The sequence below is a fragment of the Arthrobacter sp. MYb214 genome, from assembly GCF_002979865.1.
Lineage (GTDB): Bacteria > Actinomycetota > Actinomycetes > Actinomycetales > Micrococcaceae > Glutamicibacter.
Genome location: NZ_PCPZ01000002.1, coordinates 293,086 through 310,462, shown reverse-complemented (window position 1 = coordinate 310,462; position 17,377 = coordinate 293,086). Strand labels below are relative to the sequence as shown.

The following is a 17,377-nucleotide window of genomic DNA, read 5'->3' as shown; positions in this document are numbered from 1 at the left end:
CAGTGTTTGTTCTTTCTGTACGTCTTGATGCTCGGCCGATGCCGCGCTTATCTGAAATTAACCCGGTCGGATTCCGTGCCGTCGATTTTCGCGAAGTACGGCTGGGCATATCCCGATTCGATCACGCATGGCAAGTCCTTGGAGGCCCGGCCATTGCCGTCGACGTTGAAGGTCACGTAATTATCCGAGAACATTCCCTTGGAGTGGTAGCACTGCGCCAGGTAGGTGTGGGTGCCCGGGTCGAAGTCGTAGAGCTCCACGTGGTACTTGTAGCAGTTCGGCGGGCAGGTGGAGTTCGCGTAGCCGTTGTACAACGGTCCTTCGGACAGCTTCACCGAACGGGCCGGCTTAGGATTGGTCTGATCCGTTTTGGACCAGGACTTGCTCTGGCCTTCGGTATCCGTGGCCACGATCTTAAGGGTGCGGCTGGTGGAGTAGCCCAGGTTGCTGACCTTCTCCGTACCGTCGTTAGCCGTGTTAGACCCGTCAATGGCTACCGTCTGGGTGACCTTGCGTCCGTTGGATTCGCCGGCGGCTGTATTCCAGCTGAAGGAAATCCAGTTATCGCCATGCGACGAGGAAATCTTCGCGTTATCGCGCAGCGGACCGTAGGCGCTGGTCTGGTTGCTGGCCGGGCTGGGGTCTCCCGGGCCGGCAGCATTCAAGGCACGCACGCGCCAGGTATGCGCGGTGCCGTTGGAACCGGTGTCGATCACCGAGCCGGGGCCGCCGAAGGACTGCCACCCTCCGCCATCGGCGGAGTACTGGTATCCGGTGATCTTCGAGCCGTTGGCCGCAGGAGCCTGGAAGCCCAGTTGCACCATGCGATTGGCGCCGGTGGCCTTGGCGCTCACGCTGGACACGGCCTTTGGACGCCCGTACGGGGTCACCGCCACCGAATTCGAGCTCTGTTCCGAGCTGCCCTTGCGGTTGGTTGCCGCGATGGTGAAGGTGTAGGAACCCGAGGTGCTCAGGCCGGTGACCGACTGGCTGGTCTGATTGGCCGCAATGGAGCCAATGGTCTTCTCCAGGGTTCCGGACTTGTAGACGCGCAGGGCATAGCCGGTGATCGGTGCTCCATTGGTGCCCGGTGCGTTCCAGGCGACGTTGACCACGCCGCCATCCACCGCGGATTCCTTGCGGGCCGCGGTGGGGGCGGACGGCTTGAACGGCTTGCCAGCCGGGGTCACGGCTGCCGAGTAGGCGCTGAAGGCCGATGGCTTGGACGCCTTGTTCACCGCACGCACGCGGACCTGGTAATCGGTGCCGTTCTTCAGGCCCTTCCAGGTATAGGAAGTGCCGGTAATGCCGGTGACCTGGGTGACGCCGTTGGCCGGTGCCGGGGAGATCTCCAAGGTGTAGCTCTGGATGGCCGAACCCCGGCTGGCGGGGGCAGTCCACTTGAAGGCCGCCTGCTGGTCGCCGTCGGTGCCGGTCGGGGCGGCCGGCTGTTCGGGTTCCACGTCCGGTCGGGCATCGGCTGACGGCGCCGAGGCCGGGGACTGGCCGATCTCGTTGGCGGCGGTCACCGTGAAGTTGTATACGGTGTCGTTGGCCAGCGGGGTGATGGTGCAGGTGGTGGTGGCGCACCGCTGGGTGTGCCCGCCGCCGGTCACGGTGTAGTGGGTGATCTGCGAGCCGTTGTTGGCCGGTGGATCCCACTGCAGCACAGCCTTCTCATCCCCGGTGGACTGGACGCGTGGCAGGCCCGGGGCTTCCGGGGCGCCCTTGACGTTCAGCGTCACGGTACCGATGACGTTGCGTGCCACGTCTTCGGTGACATCGCCAATGGTGTATTCCACCCGCATGGTGCCCACGAAGTTGTCCTTCGGGGTGATGGATACCTTGTCGCCGCTCGTTTCCACTTCCCCGGTGTCTTCCAGGGCGCGGGCGTTGATCAGGCGCAGCGGGCCTTCATCCGCGTACGGGTTGTGGTCGTTGGCCAGCACATCGACCACTTCGGTCTTGCCCTGGGCCGCATCGGCCACGTTATCGGCCACAGCTACCGGCAGCTCGCGGACCGAGCCGGTCACGGTGATGTTCATGGCGGCCGGAACCGGCGGGTTCACACCGTCGCTGACCGTGACGGTGACGGTACCGGTGGTGCCCTTCGGGGTCGAAGCTCCGGCGCTGACCTTCAGGTTATGCTCTTCGACCAGTTCGGCCTGGACACCTTGGATATCCACCGAAGAGATGGCGAACTTCAACTTCGGAACGTCGTCTTCATTGGCATCGTTGGCGGCCATGCGCAGGTCCAGGAAGGCTGGCTCCTCGCCCTGGCCCACGGCCAAGGCATTGGCCTGCAGGGTCGGAGCGAAGTTCTCCTCCTGCGGCTGCTCTTCTTCCTCTTCCTCTGGCTCTTCCTCCTCCGGCTGGCCTTCTTCGTTCTGGTTCTGGCGCTCGTCGGGATCATCCTGGCGTGGAGCCGGGGTGACATTGATTGGCAGGGTCAGCTTGGACTTCAGGCCCATTTCATCGTCGGGGCCGGTGCCGTCGGTGACTTCGAAGCTGACGGTAGCCGAGCCGTCGAAATCAACCGGTGCACGGAAGGACAGTTCTGTGGCGGACTTGACCAGCTCGCCGTCGTTCTGCGGCATCGAGGCCACCGACTCTTCGGTGGTCAAGCGCGGGGTGCGGCCCTCGCGGACGAGGACCAGGTCATCCAGGTTCAGTGGCAGGACCTGTCCCGCCTCGACCTGCAGATTCAGCCCGCTGCGCAGGATTGGCCGCGCTCCAGCGGTGCCTGGCACATGGACGAAGGCAGTGGACGCCAGTTCGTCGGGGTCGGTCAGCGTGTAGGCAATGATCTGCGCGTCCTCGGTGGCGGTGACGACCAGGCCATCTTCGGTGACTTGGGCAGTAGGCGGGTTATCCGGCAAGCTGATCTCCAATTCGCTGGAGCTGCCATCCGGGTCCTCGTCATTGCGCAAGATATCTACGGTCACTTGTTCATCGCCGATGACTTCTTCCAAGGAAACCCGGTCATCGCGGGCAATGGGCGCCAGCAGCTGGGCCTCTGGATCGGACTTGATGCTCAGCGTGCCCGCCGCGGTGCCGCCGCGGCCGTCGGAAATCATGTAGCGCACCGAAACGTTGCCGTCTTCCGGGGGCGAGGTCAGGGTGACGCGGCCGTCAATGACTTCCACCTCCATGCTGGCTTCGGTGGAGACTTCGCTCATCAAGGCGATCGGGTCGCCATCCGGGTCGGTGTCGTTGTCCATCACGTCCACCGCCACCGGGCGGTTGGGGCGCACGGTCAAGAAGTCGTTGACGGCAACCGGGGAATTATTCGATTCGGCAAGCGGTGCCACGCCGATCTTGATCGTGCCGGTGGCGCGGGCACCCAAACGGTCTTCCACCACGTAGCTGAATTCATCGGTGCCCGAGGCATCGGGGTTGGCCGTGTAGTCGATGGAGGCCCCGCGGATCTTCGCGGTGCCCATGCGCGGGGAATCGCCGAATTGCACGAGGGAGACCGAGTCGCCATCGGGGTCGATAGCGTCAATCGGGATCAGCACGTTGGTGCTGGAGCCGGCGAAGACCCGCCCGGTGACTGGTTCCGGGTTCGGCGGGGTGTTCTTTTCCAGGTCATTGGCTTCTGCCTCGGGCAGGACGTTGAAGGTGACGCTGGCGCTGGTTTCCTGGCCATCAGGTCCTGCCACGGTGTAGACCGCGGAAACCTGCTTGGCCTTGCCGCCAAAGTCGCCGGCGCGGAATCGAATCGTTTCGTCGGCAACCGAGATCAGGGACCCTTCTCCCAGATCATCAGCTTCTTCCAGCTCGGGACGCAAGAGCAGCTCTCCGCCGTTCGGGTGGATGTCGTTTTCCAGAACCTTGACGGTGGCCACGTCGTTCTCGCGGACGGTGACGGTGTCCGGGTTGGCCTGCGGCGGATCCATGCGTGGTGGTGCCGGAATCGGAATCACGCGGATGGAACCGGTCGCTTCACGAGAGCCATTGGACACGGTGTAGCTAATGGTGGTCGGGTCGGTGAGGCCGCGCACGTCGGTGATGCGGACAAAGGTATTGCGTTCTACGGAGGTGGAGAACGGCTTGTCGCTGGCGGTCTGCACGCCGGTTACCACCAGTACGCCACCGGCCGGGTCGGTGTCGTTGCCCAGCACGTTGACCAGTACATCCTGGCCGGCAGGCAGCAAGGCGACATCGCGTACCGCGATCGGATCCTCGGCATTTTCTTCCGGCTTCTTGATATCGATGCGGGCCAGGCCCGGGGCGCTGGCCGGGCCGTTGGTGGCCATGTATTCAACGTAGTAGGTTCCGGCGCGTTCGGCGCGCGCGGTCACGGTTCCGGTCTGTGCGTTGGTTTTGATTTCCAACCCGGGAACATCATCCACCCCGGCCAGCCGCAGTCCGTCTCCGCTGGGATCAGTGTCATTGTCCAGCGGGGAGAAACTGGCGGATTCATTGATATTGGCCACCACATGATCGGTCGCGGTCACCGGTTTCACGGTGGCGTCGGCCAAGACCTCGATCAGTACCCGGCCCTTGGTGCCCTCCTGCCCGTCGGAAACCTGGATGGCCAATTCCTTTTGCCCCAGCTTCTTTCCGTCATCCTGGAAGGTCAAGGTGCCATCGGGTTGGACGCGGATCACGTCATCGCCATCGGAGGTTCCACCGAGCAAGCGGAGGTCATCGCCTTCCGCGTCGGTCCAGTCAGCGAGCACGTTGTGGCTGACTGACTCGCCCTGCTGCACGCGCAGCACGGTGGTGCGCTTTTGTTCCGGAGCCTTGTTGGTTTCATCGTCCACCACGTTCAGCTTGACGGTCGCGGTGTCCTGTCCCCCGCGGCCGTCTTTGGTGGTGTAGGAAAAACTCGCGCCGCCCCTGGCATCTTCGGGGACCACAATCTGGAATCCGGTGCCGTCATGGACCGGCTGCACGGCACCTACCGAGGGCGCAGCGCCTTCCAGGTTCGCGGTCAGCAAATCGCCGTCCGGATCCACGTCGTTATAGAGCACCGGCAGCAAGGTGGTGCGGCCGGGGCGTACCGAATAGCTGTCGTCCTCGGCGATCGGCTTCTTGTTTTCCTCGGTGCGGTTAGGCAGCTCGATGGCGTCGGTGATTTCCTTGGTTTCTTCTTCCTTGGCTTCGCCCTTGCCAGCAGGCGGTTCCAGATCACTCCAGTTGCTGACGATTTCCATGCCTTCATTGGCCAACCAGACTTGCCCCGAATGCACGTCGTTGAGCACGACCACGTCCCGGTTGACGCGGAACGCCAGTTCAGCGCCTTCTGGCATTTCCGGAATTGCGGTGCTCTGGTTATGTGCCGGGTCATCGCAGAAGCGCAGATACTCGCCACTGGTCTGCCAGGCCGCGTAGGTGCACGTTCCCACGCGCACCGGCTGGATAGGGGTGCCAGCGGTTTCCAGCTGCTCATAGTTGGTGGCTTTGCCGGACAGGCTCACCGTTGCCAGCGACTGGTCCAGGGCCACAGCAATGTTCTCGGCTTCCGGGCCCGGAGACTGGATCCGGGCGTTGGCAGGATTCTCGAGAATTGCGGAGTTGCCCTCCGAGGTGACCAGTTCGCCGGTGGCTTCATCGAAGACCACGCCGATCTTGCCGACGGCCGAAAGCTGCGGCTCCTTCATCTCGGCCAGTTCCGGAATTTCGAATTCCTGGGCGAGTTCGGCTTTCCCGTCGTCGTCCAGGGTGAAGCTGGAAAGGGTTCCTGCGCCGAGGTCAGCGGCCCAGATGGTGTCGTCGGCGCCAACCACGGCGGCGACTTCGCCCTTGGACTCGATCAGCGGTTCGGCGCCTTCGCCCTTGAAATCGGCAATCTGTTCGAGGTTGCTGGCCTGGACAGTTCCGTGTTCCGCGTCGGTGACGGCGACAACGGACGCACCGAAGGAGAAGGATGAGTTGGCTGGCAGGTTGTTATCGCCAGCAAATTGCACCATCGCGGGGTCAATAGTGGTCAGCGAGGCCTGTTCCAGGTTGCGTACCAGCACGCTTTCTTCATGCTGCACCAGGTCATAGTTGGCCAGCGGGGTGGCAACGCCACCGTCGATGGTGCGCGACTGGTAGTTGACATGCCCGATCTTGCCTTCGGACTGATTGACTACCCAGACACCACCGTCGTTGAGTTCCACGTCAGCTGTTTCGAAGCCCGGATAGATAATGGCGCCGGTGACGGCAAGGGCCGCCACGACTGGGATCGCAGTCACCTTGAACCCGGTGCTTTTGAGCAGTCCGGTCCATCCGGTCGAAGCGGCTTTGGCCATCTAGAGGTCAGTCCTTGGTTTGCTGGTACGAGTGTGCGCCAGAATCCGGCCTTATTCCCCATAGCCAGACTCAACGCCCTCCAATTCTAACGAACTGACAAAACCTCCGCCATGGAGAGTTCTCCCCATGGGCACTGACTGGGCGATTCATCAACGCAATACAATTCGCGTGCTTCATCTTCATCAGCGGGAACCGCCTATGCGACCGCAGATGCCCTTTGATTCCTTTTCGGCAGGTCCAGCGGCATAACCCGCGCCTGGAAGCACCTGCTAGACGACCGCGGAAGCAGTTCAGAACGAACCTGCGCAAAAGTCTTCAACAAATCTTTCATATCAACTACTGTTAGTTACATGACATCCTCTGCACCGCACCGCGAGCCTTCGGCAATCGACCAGATCGCCGAAGCCTTCTTCGCCAAGTCCCTTGAACTGACCCCGGAATGGGGAGTTTCCCTTGGCTTGCCAGGCTACGAGACCACCTATGGCGACTACTCCCCTGCTGGCACCACCCAGCAGATCAGCTTACTGCGGGAGACTTTGGGCGCATTGGCCAACGCCACTGCGGTCGACGCAATTGACGAAGTCTCGCTTGACGCGATGACCGAGCGATTGAGCCTCGAACTGGAAATCCTGTTCACCGGGCGCACCGAGCTGAACAATATCGCCAGCGCGGCACAGGAAATCCGCTCAATCATCGATTTGATGCCGCAGGAGTCCTCCGAGGACTACGCTTTCATCGCCCAGCGAATGTCCAACATTCCGGCTGCGATTGACGGCTACATCGCATCTTTGCGTGATTCCGCTTCAAATGATCTGGTTGCGGCGCAGCGCCAAGTGTCCATAGTGATCACGCAAACCACCGATTACGCCAAGGATGGCGGATTCTTCGACCAGTTGGCCACCTCCGGCACCGCAGTGGATACCACTTTGCAAGCACAGCTGGAAGCCGGAGCCGAAGCCGCGAAGAAGGCCTACCGCAAACTCACCGCGTACTTGCAAGATGAACTCCTGGCACAGGCACCGGCCGAAGACGCGGTGGGCCGAGAGTACTACTCGCTGATGTCCCGCCGTTTCCTGGGCGCCGCAGTGGATTTGGAAGAGACCTATGCCTGGGGCGTCGGCGAACTCGATGCCATCATCGCCGAGCAGCGGCGCGTCGCCCAGCAGATCAAGCCGGGCTCCACGATCGAGGAAGCCAAGAAGATCCTCAACGAGGATCCGGCGCGCAAGCTCTCAGGCACCGACGCCTTGCGGGAGTGGATGCAGGGCAAGGCTGACCAGGCCATGGCGGACTTGTCGGGCAAGCACTTTGACATCCCGGCGCCAATGGACCGCATCGAATGCATGATCGCTCCGACCCAGGATGGCGGCGTGTACTACACCGGCCCATCAGAAGACTTCAGCCGCCCGGGACGGATGTGGTGGTCGGTTCCGCCTGGAGAAGATGAATTCACCACGTGGGCCGAGCTCACCACCGTCTATCACGAGGGCGTTCCCGGCCATCACCTGCAGATCGGTACAGCCCAAATGCAGGCTTCCACGCTCAACAGCTGGCGCCGATTGATGTGCTGGGTTTCCGGCCAGGGCGAAGGCTGGGCGCTGTACTCCGAACGCCTCATGCACCAGCTGGGCTACCTCGATGACCCGGGCGATTACATGGGCATGCTCGATGCGCAACGCATTCGAGCCGCGCGAGTGGTCTTTGATATAGGAGTTCACCTGGGCTTGGAAGTTCCTGCGCAGTGGGGCACCGGCACCTGGAACGCCGAAAACGGCTATGAGTTCCTGGAGAAGAATCTGGACATGTCCACGGGTCAGCTGGACTTCGAGTACAACCGCTATTTGGGATGGCCAGGCCAGGCTCCGTCCTACAAGATCGGCCAACGGCTCTGGGAGCAGATCCGCGACGATCTCGCGGCCGCCGAGGGCGAGGACTTCTCGCTCAAGGAATTCCATACCGCGGCGTTGAAGCTCGGTTCAGTTGGCCTGGATATCTTGAAGCGCGCCCTAGTGAAGTAGCCTCCAGGAAATCGGCTTGGCGGTCCTGCTTATTGGCAGGACCGCCATTCGTTTTATCCCTTGTAGCTGGAAATCTGGATCAGATTGCCACACGTGTCATCAAAGGTCGCAACCACGACGGGTCCGGCATCCGTCGGTTCTTGCGTGAACTTCACGCCCAGTGAGCTAAGACGCTCGAATTCCACCTGGACATCATCAACGGCAAAGGAAGTTGCCGGGATGCCGTCTGCTTTCAGTGCTGAACGGTACGGCCCAACGGCAGGGTGTGCTGAAGGCTCCAGAAGCACTTCAGGACCTTGCTCCTGGTCCGCTGCAACAAGGGTCAGCCAGCTGTATTCGCCCACAGGGATATCGTGCTTGACTTTGAAGCCCAGCACCTCGGTATAGAACGCTTTAGCTTTCGCCTGATCATCCACGCACACACTAGTGATATAAACCCGCATTATTTCCTTCTTTCAGTTCCGGCCCATGCAGCAACCAGGGATTTCCCACGCCTTGCTGGCTTCTACCTTTCCATATGGTTCCGACAGGTCAAGATCACGGAAGCAGCACTGAAGAGCCCAGCTCTATATTCCAGGGAAAAACAACAAGAAATTATTGATTAACGATAGATAATAGCCGAAAATCATTAGATGACCAGTCTCGCAGTTTTACCCGCCCGAATCGCGCTCATCGCAATCTTCCTCGGGGTGCTCCTTGGCCAAGTGCTGATTTTGCCGATGTTCATCGAGGAGACCATCTACATTCATCCCGAAGTGGCCCATCTGGCGACCCCGTACCGGTGCGCAGTGACGGCCGGGCTTGCTTGCCTGCAGATTGTCCTCATTTGTTTTTGGATCCTCATATCGAAGCTTCGGCGCCGAACCTTCTACCAGGCCAGCTCACTGCACTGGTTCAGCATCGCCAGTTGCGCCGCCGCTGCAGCAACCCTGCTGGTCCTGGGACTCGGAATTCACCTCTTGGGGTTTATCGGCGCTGACGGTCCCGGTGTCGTCCTTGCCGTTGCCGGCGGGGCGGCACTGGGAGGAACTGCCACTTGCTTGCTGGTCGCCCTGCGCGGCATGCTCGCGTCCAGGATACGAAAGCAAACTGCGTGAAGTGAGCGATGCTTCTTCAAGCACAGTCACGGCGATTAGTCCAGCAACAATGGCACGGAGCCAAAAATTCCCATGTGAAGATCTGTGTCCCCGCACCGAAGTCTTCGCACAAATCGTGCGCCATTTCGCCGGTCCAGTGACCCTAGACACCGCTTTTCAGTGCAATAAAGCACAAACGGCGAAATACCGTCATGTTGCGTAACAAAAACTGCCGCCGGCGAAGAAAAGCGCCCTAATCTTGAACGCATGTCTACTACCGCGCCTTCATCTAAGCTTCCACGCTGGATGACCAATTTCGGCCCGCAGATCATTGCGGCGCTGATTGTTGGTCTTCTACTGGGTCTCCTAGCCAAGTACACCGGCAGCACCGCCGAGGAACCCAACGGGCTGGGTGAAGCCCTGTCGATCATTGGTTCCAGCTACGTTGCGTTGCTGCGCACTGCAGTGATCCCACTGATCTTCTTTGCGGTTGTCGCCTCAATTGCCAATTTGGCCAAGGTCACCAATGCGGCACGCCTTGCGTGGCAGACCCTGCTCTGGTTTGCCATCACTGCCTTGATCTCGGTAATCATCGGCATGGTTCTTGGCACCGTTTTCCGCCCCGGAGCGAATACCGGCCAGGGCATGCCAGATGAATACGATGGCAAGACCGGCGACTGGCTCGGCTTCCTCACTGGCCTGGTCCCAGCCAACTTCCTGGGTCTGGGCGCGAGCACCAAGCTGGTTGATGAAGCAACCGCTTCCACCTCGATCAGCTTCAACGTCCTGCAGATACTGGTCATTGCCATCGCCGTGGGCGTCGCTGCCCTCAAGGTTGGCAAGACGGCCGAACCATTCCTCGCGTTCTCGGCCTCTATCCTGGCGATCATCCAGAAGGTCCTCTGGTGGATCATCCGCATCGCGCCGATCGGCACGGTTGGCCTGATCGGCAACGCTGTTGCCACCTATGGCTGGGACACTATTGGCGCACTGGGCAAGTTCACCGTTGCAATCTACGTCGGCTTGGCACTGGTGCTATTCGCGCTCTACCCGGTACTGGTCCGCGCACATGGCCTGTCAATCAAGCAGTACTTCTCGGGTGTATGGCCTGCAGTACAGCTGGCCTTCGTTTCACGCTCTTCGATTGGCACCCTGCCATTGACCCAGCGCGTGACCGAACGCAACCTCGGGGTGCCTTCGGGCTACGCTTCCTTCGCAGTGCCGCTGGGCGCGACTACCAAGATGGACGGCTGCGCTGCCATCTATCCGGCGATCGCAGCAATCTTCGTTGCCCAGTTCTTCGGTATTGAGCTGTCCCTCACCGATTACTTCTTGATTGCGCTGGTTTCCGTATTGGGCTCGGCAGCAACCGCAGGCACTACCGGCGCCATCGTCATGCTGACGCTGACCCTTTCCACCCTGGGCCTGCCGCTGGCAGGCGTTGGCCTGCTGATGGCCGTTGACCCGATCATTGATATGGGCCGCACCGCGGTAAATGTCGCCGGCCAAGCACTGATTCCAACCATTGTCGCCAAGCGCGAGGGCATCTTGGACATTGACATGTACAACGCACCACGCAATGGCAACCCCTTCGCTGATGAAAGCATCTCAGCGGCAGATGCTGAGGCAGCTGCAACCAAGTAGGCATTGCTGAAAGAAATCGGCGCACGAGCACTACTGCTCGTGCGCCGATTTCCGGTTAAAGGTCACACGGATTCACTTTGCACAGGGTGCAACTTTGCACGTAGTGTAAGTTATGTGACTTCCCCGAGTACCGGCACCCGCCGCGAACTAAACAAACGAGCAACGAAACAAGCCATCGTTGAAGCCGTCGCGGACCTGCTTCGCAAAGGCTCTGCCACGGCGCTTACCGCTACGCAGATCGCTGAAGCGGCCGGTGTTTCGCGCCGTACACTCTTCAACTACTTTCCATCAGTAGATGCGGTCTTCTCCTATCCCCTGCACCAGGTTCTGGGAACCATGGTGGATTCCATTAGCGACCTGACCGACTCCATGCCTCTGGTCGAAGCGATCATCGAATCGCTCAAGTCTGATGACGTGTCGCAGATGCTCGGGCAAGTGGCCCAGTTTGGTGCATTCTTGCGAACGGAAGAAGCCAACTGCGGCTTCCCCGCCACGATGAACGAATGGCGGACAGCCACCACGGAAGTCATCGAAAAAGTCGCCCGCCGTTATCCGCAGGCCGACAGTTTTTCCATCAGAGTCTTTACCCATGCTCTGCTCGGCGCAGGCCAAGCAGCATTTGATGAGTGGATCGAGCGTCTGCCAGCTACCGAAACTCACGGTCTGGATATTTCCCCCGAGCTCATCTCCGTCTTCCATTCCTTGATTACCCAGGCCATGAAAACCCTTGACCAGGGTTTTACCGCCTTGCCGCTGACCAGCACTAGCACCTTGAAGGACATCTAAGCTCATGGCTTCCCTCCTCTACCGCCTCGCTCGATGGGCACACCTGCACCGCTACCGCGTCATTTCAATGTGGCTGGCGGCCTTCATCTTCATCGGCCTGTGCGCCAGCTTGTTCATGGGCCAGCTATCGAATACCTTCACCCTGCCCGGAACTGAAACCCAGCGCACCCTCGACCGAATGAAGGAAGAGCTCCCGGATCTCGCCGGCGGCTCTGGCTCGATTGTGTTCCGTGAAAGCTCGAACCGGCCGCTGAACGAAACCCAGAAGCAGGCCGTCGCCGAGTCCCTGGAACAGCTGGCCATGCAGTCCCAGGTAGTCGAAGCCATGAGCCCCTTCGAACTGCAGGAACAGCTCGATAAGGCGCAGCCAGAGCTGGAGAAAGCGCAGCAGGAACTCGTTGACGGCCAGGAAAAGCTTGACGATGCCAAGGTGCAGATTGCCGATGGCAAGGTGCAGCTCAAGGAAGGCCGCGAGGAACTCACCGATGGCTGGGCACAGTACTTTGACGGCCAGAAGGAAATCCAGGCTGCCGAGCCGCAAATTGCCGCCGCCGAAAAGCAGCTCGCCGATAGCCGCGCGCAGCTGGAAACCGGCCAGCGCGAGCTGACTTCGGGTCGTGCCCAGCTGGAAGCTGGCGAAGCGAAGTACAACGCCGGATTAGCCCAGTACAAGGACGGAACGGCCGAATACAACGCTGGCCGCGCAAAGTTCGACGCTGGCGAGCAGAAGCTCGATGCCGCTGACGCCAAGCTCGCCGCGGGCGAGAAGGAGTACCAGGCTGGCATGGAACAGCTGCTGGGCGACTCTTCCCGCGAAGAATTCGACGCAACCCTGTCGGCAGGCAAGGAAGAAGCCACCACGGGTCTGAAGTCAGCTGAAGATGGCCTGGCCGCCGCACAGGCCGGACTGGCCGAGGCTGAAGCCGCTATCGATGATCTGAAGATCCAGATTGCAGGCGTGCAACAGCAGCTTGATGCCGCTGAAGAAGCCGGCAATGAAAAGGAAATCTCCGAATACACCGCTGCGTTGAACGCCTTGCAGGGTGGTCTCGCCGAAGCCGAAGCCGGCAAAACCTCGGCTGAATCCGGCATCGCCCAAGCGACCGCCGGTAAGCAGCAGGCCACCGCCGCACTGGGGCAGATCGCCAAGGCCGAAGCCGGCTTGAAGCAGCTTGACGCCGCCCGCAAGGAACTCGACGCTGGACAGGCCCAGGCCAAGGCCGGCCATCAGGAACTGGAGGCGAACCGCAGCCAGCTTAGCGCCGCCAAAACCCAGCTGGACGACGCCAAGGCGCAGCTGGATGCAGCGAAAACTGAGATCGCCAGCAACAAGGTGAAGCTGAGCGAAGGCCAGGCCGAGCTCGATGCCGGCAGGGCCAAGCTGGAGGCCGGGCAACGTGAATTCGATGCCAAGAAGGCCCAGTTCCTTGCAGGCAAGGCCGAGCTGGCAGAAGCCAAGAAGCAGCTTGAAGACGGCGAAAAAACCATCAAGGAAAAGACCGCCGAGCTTGAGCAGGGCGAGAAGGACATAGAGCAAGGCCTGAAGGATCTGGAATCCGGCCGAGCTGAACTGGAATTCGCTTCGCGCCAGGTGGGCGCAAGCTCCGATATGCGTTTCGTTTCCGAAGACGGCAGTACTGCAGTTTCGCAGGTGACCTTCAAGGTCCAGACCGACGCTTTGACTCCCGATGACCGCGAGCAGATCAAGGCTATCGCCGCAGGTCCACAGGCTAACGGCGTTGAGGTGCTGTTCTCCAAGGAGATCATGCAGGACATGTCCCAGGTCTTCGGAGCCTCGGAAATCATTGGTGTGGTCATCGCTGCCATTGTCCTGATTGCCATGCTCGGCACCTTGGTCGCCGCCGGCCTGCCGCTGTTGCTGGCGATCCTCGGTGTGGGCGCTGGCGTGGGCACTACGATGGCGTTCTCCTCGCTGATTGACATGGCCTCGATTACCCCTGCCCTGGCTCTCATGCTGGGCCTTGCGGTGGGCATTGACTATGCGCTGTTCATCATCCACCGCCACCGTTCGCAGCTGTTGTCCGGCATGGAGGTCGGAGAGTCGATTGCACGCGCCGTGGGAACCAGCGGCAACGCGGTGGTCTTCGCCGGGCTGACCGTGATCATCGCACTGGCCGCACTGGCTGTTCCAGGGCTTCCGTTCCTGACCGTCTTGGGCCTGTCGGCCGCGTTCACCGTGTTCTGCTCGGTGCTGCTGAACATCACTTTGCTGCCAGCACTGCTGTCCCTGGCCGGCACCAAATTGGTTTCCAAGCGGGCCCGCAAGAAGGCAGCCGCGGATGCCGCGATTCCCCACATCAAGGAATCGTTCTCCATTCGCTGGGTTCGCATGGTCACCAAGATCGCTGTTCCGGTGACCCTGCTGGTGATACTCGTCCTGGGTGCCATCGCCCTGCCGGCCACGCAGATGCGAACCGCTTTGCCTGATGGCAGTGCAGAACCTGCCGATTCGCAGGCCTTCCAGGCCTACGAGCAAACCAGCGACAAGTTCGGTTCCGGCTACAACGGCCCGCTGCTGGTCTTAGCTGATCTGCCTGCAGGGCTCAGCGAGCGCGAAGCTGAGGAAACTAGCCTCGATGTGGCCGAGAAACTGCGCGAATACAACGGCGTGGTGGCCGCAATTCCAGTCACCATGACCGAAGACCGCACCTTGGCAGCCATCCAGGTGATCCCTACCGATGGCCCTTCCTCGGAAGCCACCGAAGCGCTGGTGCACCAGCTGCGTGCGGACTACTCGGAGTTCTCCGAGGCCACGGGTGCCGACATTGCCGTGACCGGCCAGGTTGCCGCGCAGATTGACGTCTCCGAAAAGGTCACCGCCGCCCTGGTACCGTACCTGAGCATCGTGGTTGGCCTGTCGCTGATCCTGCTGCTGCTGGTCTTCCGTTCGGTCGTGGTTCCATTGCTGGCCACCGGTGGCTTCCTGCTCTCGCTGGCCGCGGCCTTCGGCGCCAGCGTCATGGTTTACCAGTTCGGCTGGTTCTCCGGCCTCTTCGATGTGAACGTTCCCGGTCCGCTGCTCAGCTTCCTGCCGATCCTGCTCACCGGCATCCTGTTCGGGCTGGCCATGGACTACCAGGTCTTCCTGGTCTCGGCGATGCGTGAACGCTACGCTCACGGCGAGCCGGCCAAGGACGCGGTCCGTTCCGGCTTCTCGATGGCAGCACCGGTCGTCACCGCCGCTGCGCTGATCATGATCTCGGTCTTCGCCGGCTTCGTGTTCTCGCACCTGGCAATGATCCGCCCGCTCGGTTTCGCGCTGGCTTTCGGTGTGCTCTTCGATGCGTTCATCATCCGCATGACCTTCATTCCGGCAGTGATGCACCTGCTGGGCGACAAGGCCTGGTACCTGCCTAAATGGCTGGACAAGATCCTGCCGGATGTTGATGTCGAAGGATCGAAACTCAACGATATGCTGGATTCCGGGGAAAGCACTTCCGCTGATAATTCCAGCCAGGACCAGGCCAAGGAGAACGCCGCCGTATGAGCGAACAGATGAAGACAGGACCCCGGTTGCTGCTGGCTTCGGCTTCGTGGGGACGCAAGAAGGTCCTGGCCGATGCGGGCATCAAATTCACCACCCAGGTTTCCGAGGTGGATGAAGATGCGGTGCTGGCAGCTGCCGTGGCCCGCAACGGCGAGCAGAGTCCAGCGCAGACCGCATTGCTGCTGGCTCGTGCCAAGGCCGAGAACGTGACCCAGGCAGATCATCCGGCAGGCACCGTGGTGCTGGGCTGCGATTCGGTCTTCGAACTTGATGGCGTGGCCTACGGCAAGCCGCACACCAAAGAGGTAGCCCGCGAACGATGGCTGCAGCTGAGCGGTTCTACCGGAATCCTGCACTCGGGCCATTGGCTGATTGATCCCGCCAATCCGGAACAGGCTCGCGGCCAGGTATCTTCCACCGTGGTGCATTTCTCCACCGTGGATGATGCCGAGATCGAGGCCTACGTCGCCAGCGGGGAACCGCTGCCCTGCGCCGGGGCATTCACCATTGACGGGCTGGCTGCAGCCTTCATCGAGTCCATCGAAGGCAACTTCCAGAACGTAGTCGGATTGGATGTCTTCGTGCTGCGCGGCCTGCTGGCCCAAGCCGGGATCAGCATCGTGGATCTCTGGAAATAATCCGGTTCCGGCCGGCAAATGGTGTCTTCCGCCCCACAGCGGAAGGCACCTTTTTCATGCCTGCAGTTCCCTGCTCAGCAGCATCTGTTCGTGCCCGAACCCGCGCTGGAGCATGATGTGGCGCCGGCAGCGGCGGCAATGGAAGTATTCAACAATCCCGGCGGAAGTCCGATGCCTGGATCCGATCTCCCAGCAGTGCTCATGGACATCGGTTTCCTGCCGGGAATCAACGGCTTGGCTGTGCTGTGCAATAGTCATGGCTCCAGCATGATGTAATGCTCTTATGCAACTCAACCCTTACGGAGAATATGCGGTGCTCCTCGCTGCGTCGCTGGCCAATGACTGGCCATCGGACCGCGACGGCATCGAACAACGCACCCGGCAGAGCGGCATGACCATGCCTTTTCCGCGGCTCGCCTCGGACTATGCCCAAACGCGCGCGGTAGTGGATGACTGGCTGGACATCGTTGACGCGCCGTCCGATCCCGAGCGGGCGCTGCTGCTGAATTTGCAGGCGGCTCGAGCTTCGGCCTATCCGCGCCTGGTGGACCACGATGGGGAGGGTTGGCACCTGCACTATCGCGATGACGGCCAGAGCATGCCCCAGGTGCTGCGCTCGGTCTTCTGCGTGGGCACGGCATTGCACCTGACCACCAGGGGCATGCATCGGCTGCGGCGCTGCGAGGCCGCACCCTGCGGCCACGTGGTTGTGGACGTGACACGCAACGGGCGCCAGCGTTTCTGCTCGGTGCGTTGCGCCAATCGCGCGGCCGTCAGGCGGCACCGCGAACGGCAGGCGTAGCTGCCGGGGCTGATTCATGCCAGGCCGGAACCATGGCGTGGCGGCGCACGGCGGGAGGCCGGGTTGGCTTGGCTAGGATATGGATGTGACTTCAGCTATCCGTTCCGCGCGCCGCGCGGATATTCCCAGTGCGTCCTCTACTTTGGCCGAGGCGTTTGCGTTCTACCCCTGGACACGGTGGAGCATTCCAGCCGATCGCTACCTGGAGCGCTTGGAACGCCTTCAAGCCGTCTACCTTTCCCACGCTCTGGAGCATGGAGTCGTCCTGGTCAGCGAGGACCTCGACGGTGTCGCTGCGCTCCTGCCACCAAGTTGTCCAGAGCCTGGCTTGGGCATGCAGGAAGAGATTTCGCAGCTGATGGGCGATCGCTTGGAGATCACCTACGGAGCCGACCTGCCACAGCGGCCTGAGAACGCGTGGGACTTTGCCACGCTTGGGGTTGCTGGATCCAGCGTTGGACGGGGTCTTGGTTCGGCACTCATCAGCCGGTGCCTGAACCATATTGCCGCGTCGGACTATCCCGAGGTGTCGCTGGAAACATCCAACGAGAGAAACGTCCGCCTATACGAGCGGCACGGTTTCGAGGTATTGCATCGCACCGCGATAGCAGAGGGACCTGTGGTGTACACCATGGGCGCCAACCTTGGATAGCCCAATCCTG

The 17,377-nt window shown here is 61.1% G+C and carries 11 protein-coding genes; 8 read left to right on the top strand and 3 right to left on the bottom strand.

The genetic code is table 11. The features are described 5' to 3' along the window. Positions 1-47: 47 nt before the first annotated feature. Positions 48-6,242, bottom strand: a complete 6,195-nt coding sequence (locus CQ012_RS07130) for an Ig-like domain-containing protein (RefSeq protein ID WP_105661751.1) — start codon at positions 6,240-6,242, stop codon at positions 48-50. Positions 6,243-6,593: 351 nt separating this feature from the next. On the opposite strand from CQ012_RS07130, the gene CQ012_RS07125 reads away from it, so the two are divergent. After that, positions 6,594-8,261, top strand: coding sequence for a DUF885 domain-containing protein (locus tag CQ012_RS07125; protein WP_105661750.1), 1,668 nt, complete (start codon positions 6,594-6,596; stop codon positions 8,259-8,261). A 53-nt stretch (positions 8,262-8,314) separates the two neighbouring features. Here the strand turns inward: CQ012_RS07125 and CQ012_RS07120 are convergent, their stop codons facing one another. Next, positions 8,315-8,704 (bottom strand): VOC family protein, encoded by a 390-nt coding sequence (locus tag CQ012_RS07120; RefSeq protein ID WP_105657125.1) that lies wholly within the window; start codon positions 8,702-8,704, stop codon positions 8,315-8,317. 189 nt (positions 8,705-8,893) lie between these two features. On the opposite strand from CQ012_RS07120, the gene CQ012_RS07115 reads away from it, so the two are divergent. The 5 genes from CQ012_RS07115 to CQ012_RS07095 all read left to right on the top strand — a co-directional run bounded on the left by CQ012_RS07115 (position 8,894) and on the right by CQ012_RS07095 (position 15,913). Continuing rightward, complete coding sequence (locus CQ012_RS07115) at positions 8,894-9,358, top strand: DUF2975 domain-containing protein (protein WP_105661749.1); 465 nt, start codon at positions 8,894-8,896, stop codon at positions 9,356-9,358. 246 nt (positions 9,359-9,604) lie between these two features. After that, entirely contained in the window at positions 9,605-10,981 is a 1,377-nt protein-coding gene (locus tag CQ012_RS07110) for a dicarboxylate/amino acid:cation symporter (protein WP_105661748.1), read from the top strand. A gap of 3 nt (positions 10,982-10,984) precedes the next feature. Next, complete coding sequence (locus CQ012_RS07105; protein ID WP_105661747.1) at positions 10,985-11,767, top strand: TetR family transcriptional regulator; 783 nt, start codon at positions 10,985-10,987, stop codon at positions 11,765-11,767. A 4-nt stretch (positions 11,768-11,771) separates the two neighbouring features. Continuing rightward, positions 11,772-15,275 (top strand): MMPL family transporter, encoded by a 3,504-nt coding sequence (locus CQ012_RS07100; RefSeq protein WP_105661746.1) that lies wholly within the window; start codon positions 11,772-11,774, stop codon positions 15,273-15,275. Next, positions 15,272-15,913, top strand: a complete 642-nt coding sequence (locus tag CQ012_RS07095) for a Maf family protein (protein WP_105661745.1) — start codon at positions 15,272-15,274, stop codon at positions 15,911-15,913. The genes CQ012_RS07100 and CQ012_RS07095 overlap by 4 nt, the downstream gene beginning before the upstream one ends. A gap of 54 nt (positions 15,914-15,967) precedes the next feature. Here the strand turns inward: CQ012_RS07095 and CQ012_RS17405 are convergent, their stop codons facing one another. Continuing rightward, positions 15,968-16,171, bottom strand: a complete 204-nt coding sequence (locus tag CQ012_RS17405; RefSeq protein WP_146112924.1) for a hypothetical protein — start codon at positions 16,169-16,171, stop codon at positions 15,968-15,970. 25 nt (positions 16,172-16,196) lie between these two features. On the opposite strand from CQ012_RS17405, the gene CQ012_RS07085 reads away from it, so the two are divergent. Both CQ012_RS07085 and CQ012_RS07080 read left to right on the top strand, forming a co-directional pair. Continuing rightward, positions 16,197-16,715 carry a CGNR zinc finger domain-containing protein gene (locus CQ012_RS07085; protein WP_105661743.1) on the top strand — a complete coding sequence of 173 codons (519 nt, stop codon included), beginning with the start codon at positions 16,197-16,199 and terminating at the stop codon, positions 16,713-16,715. Between the two features lie 85 nt (positions 16,716-16,800). Next, entirely contained in the window at positions 16,801-17,367 is a 567-nt protein-coding gene (locus CQ012_RS07080; protein WP_388024124.1) for a GNAT family N-acetyltransferase, read from the top strand. Positions 17,368-17,377: the final 10 nt, after the last annotated feature.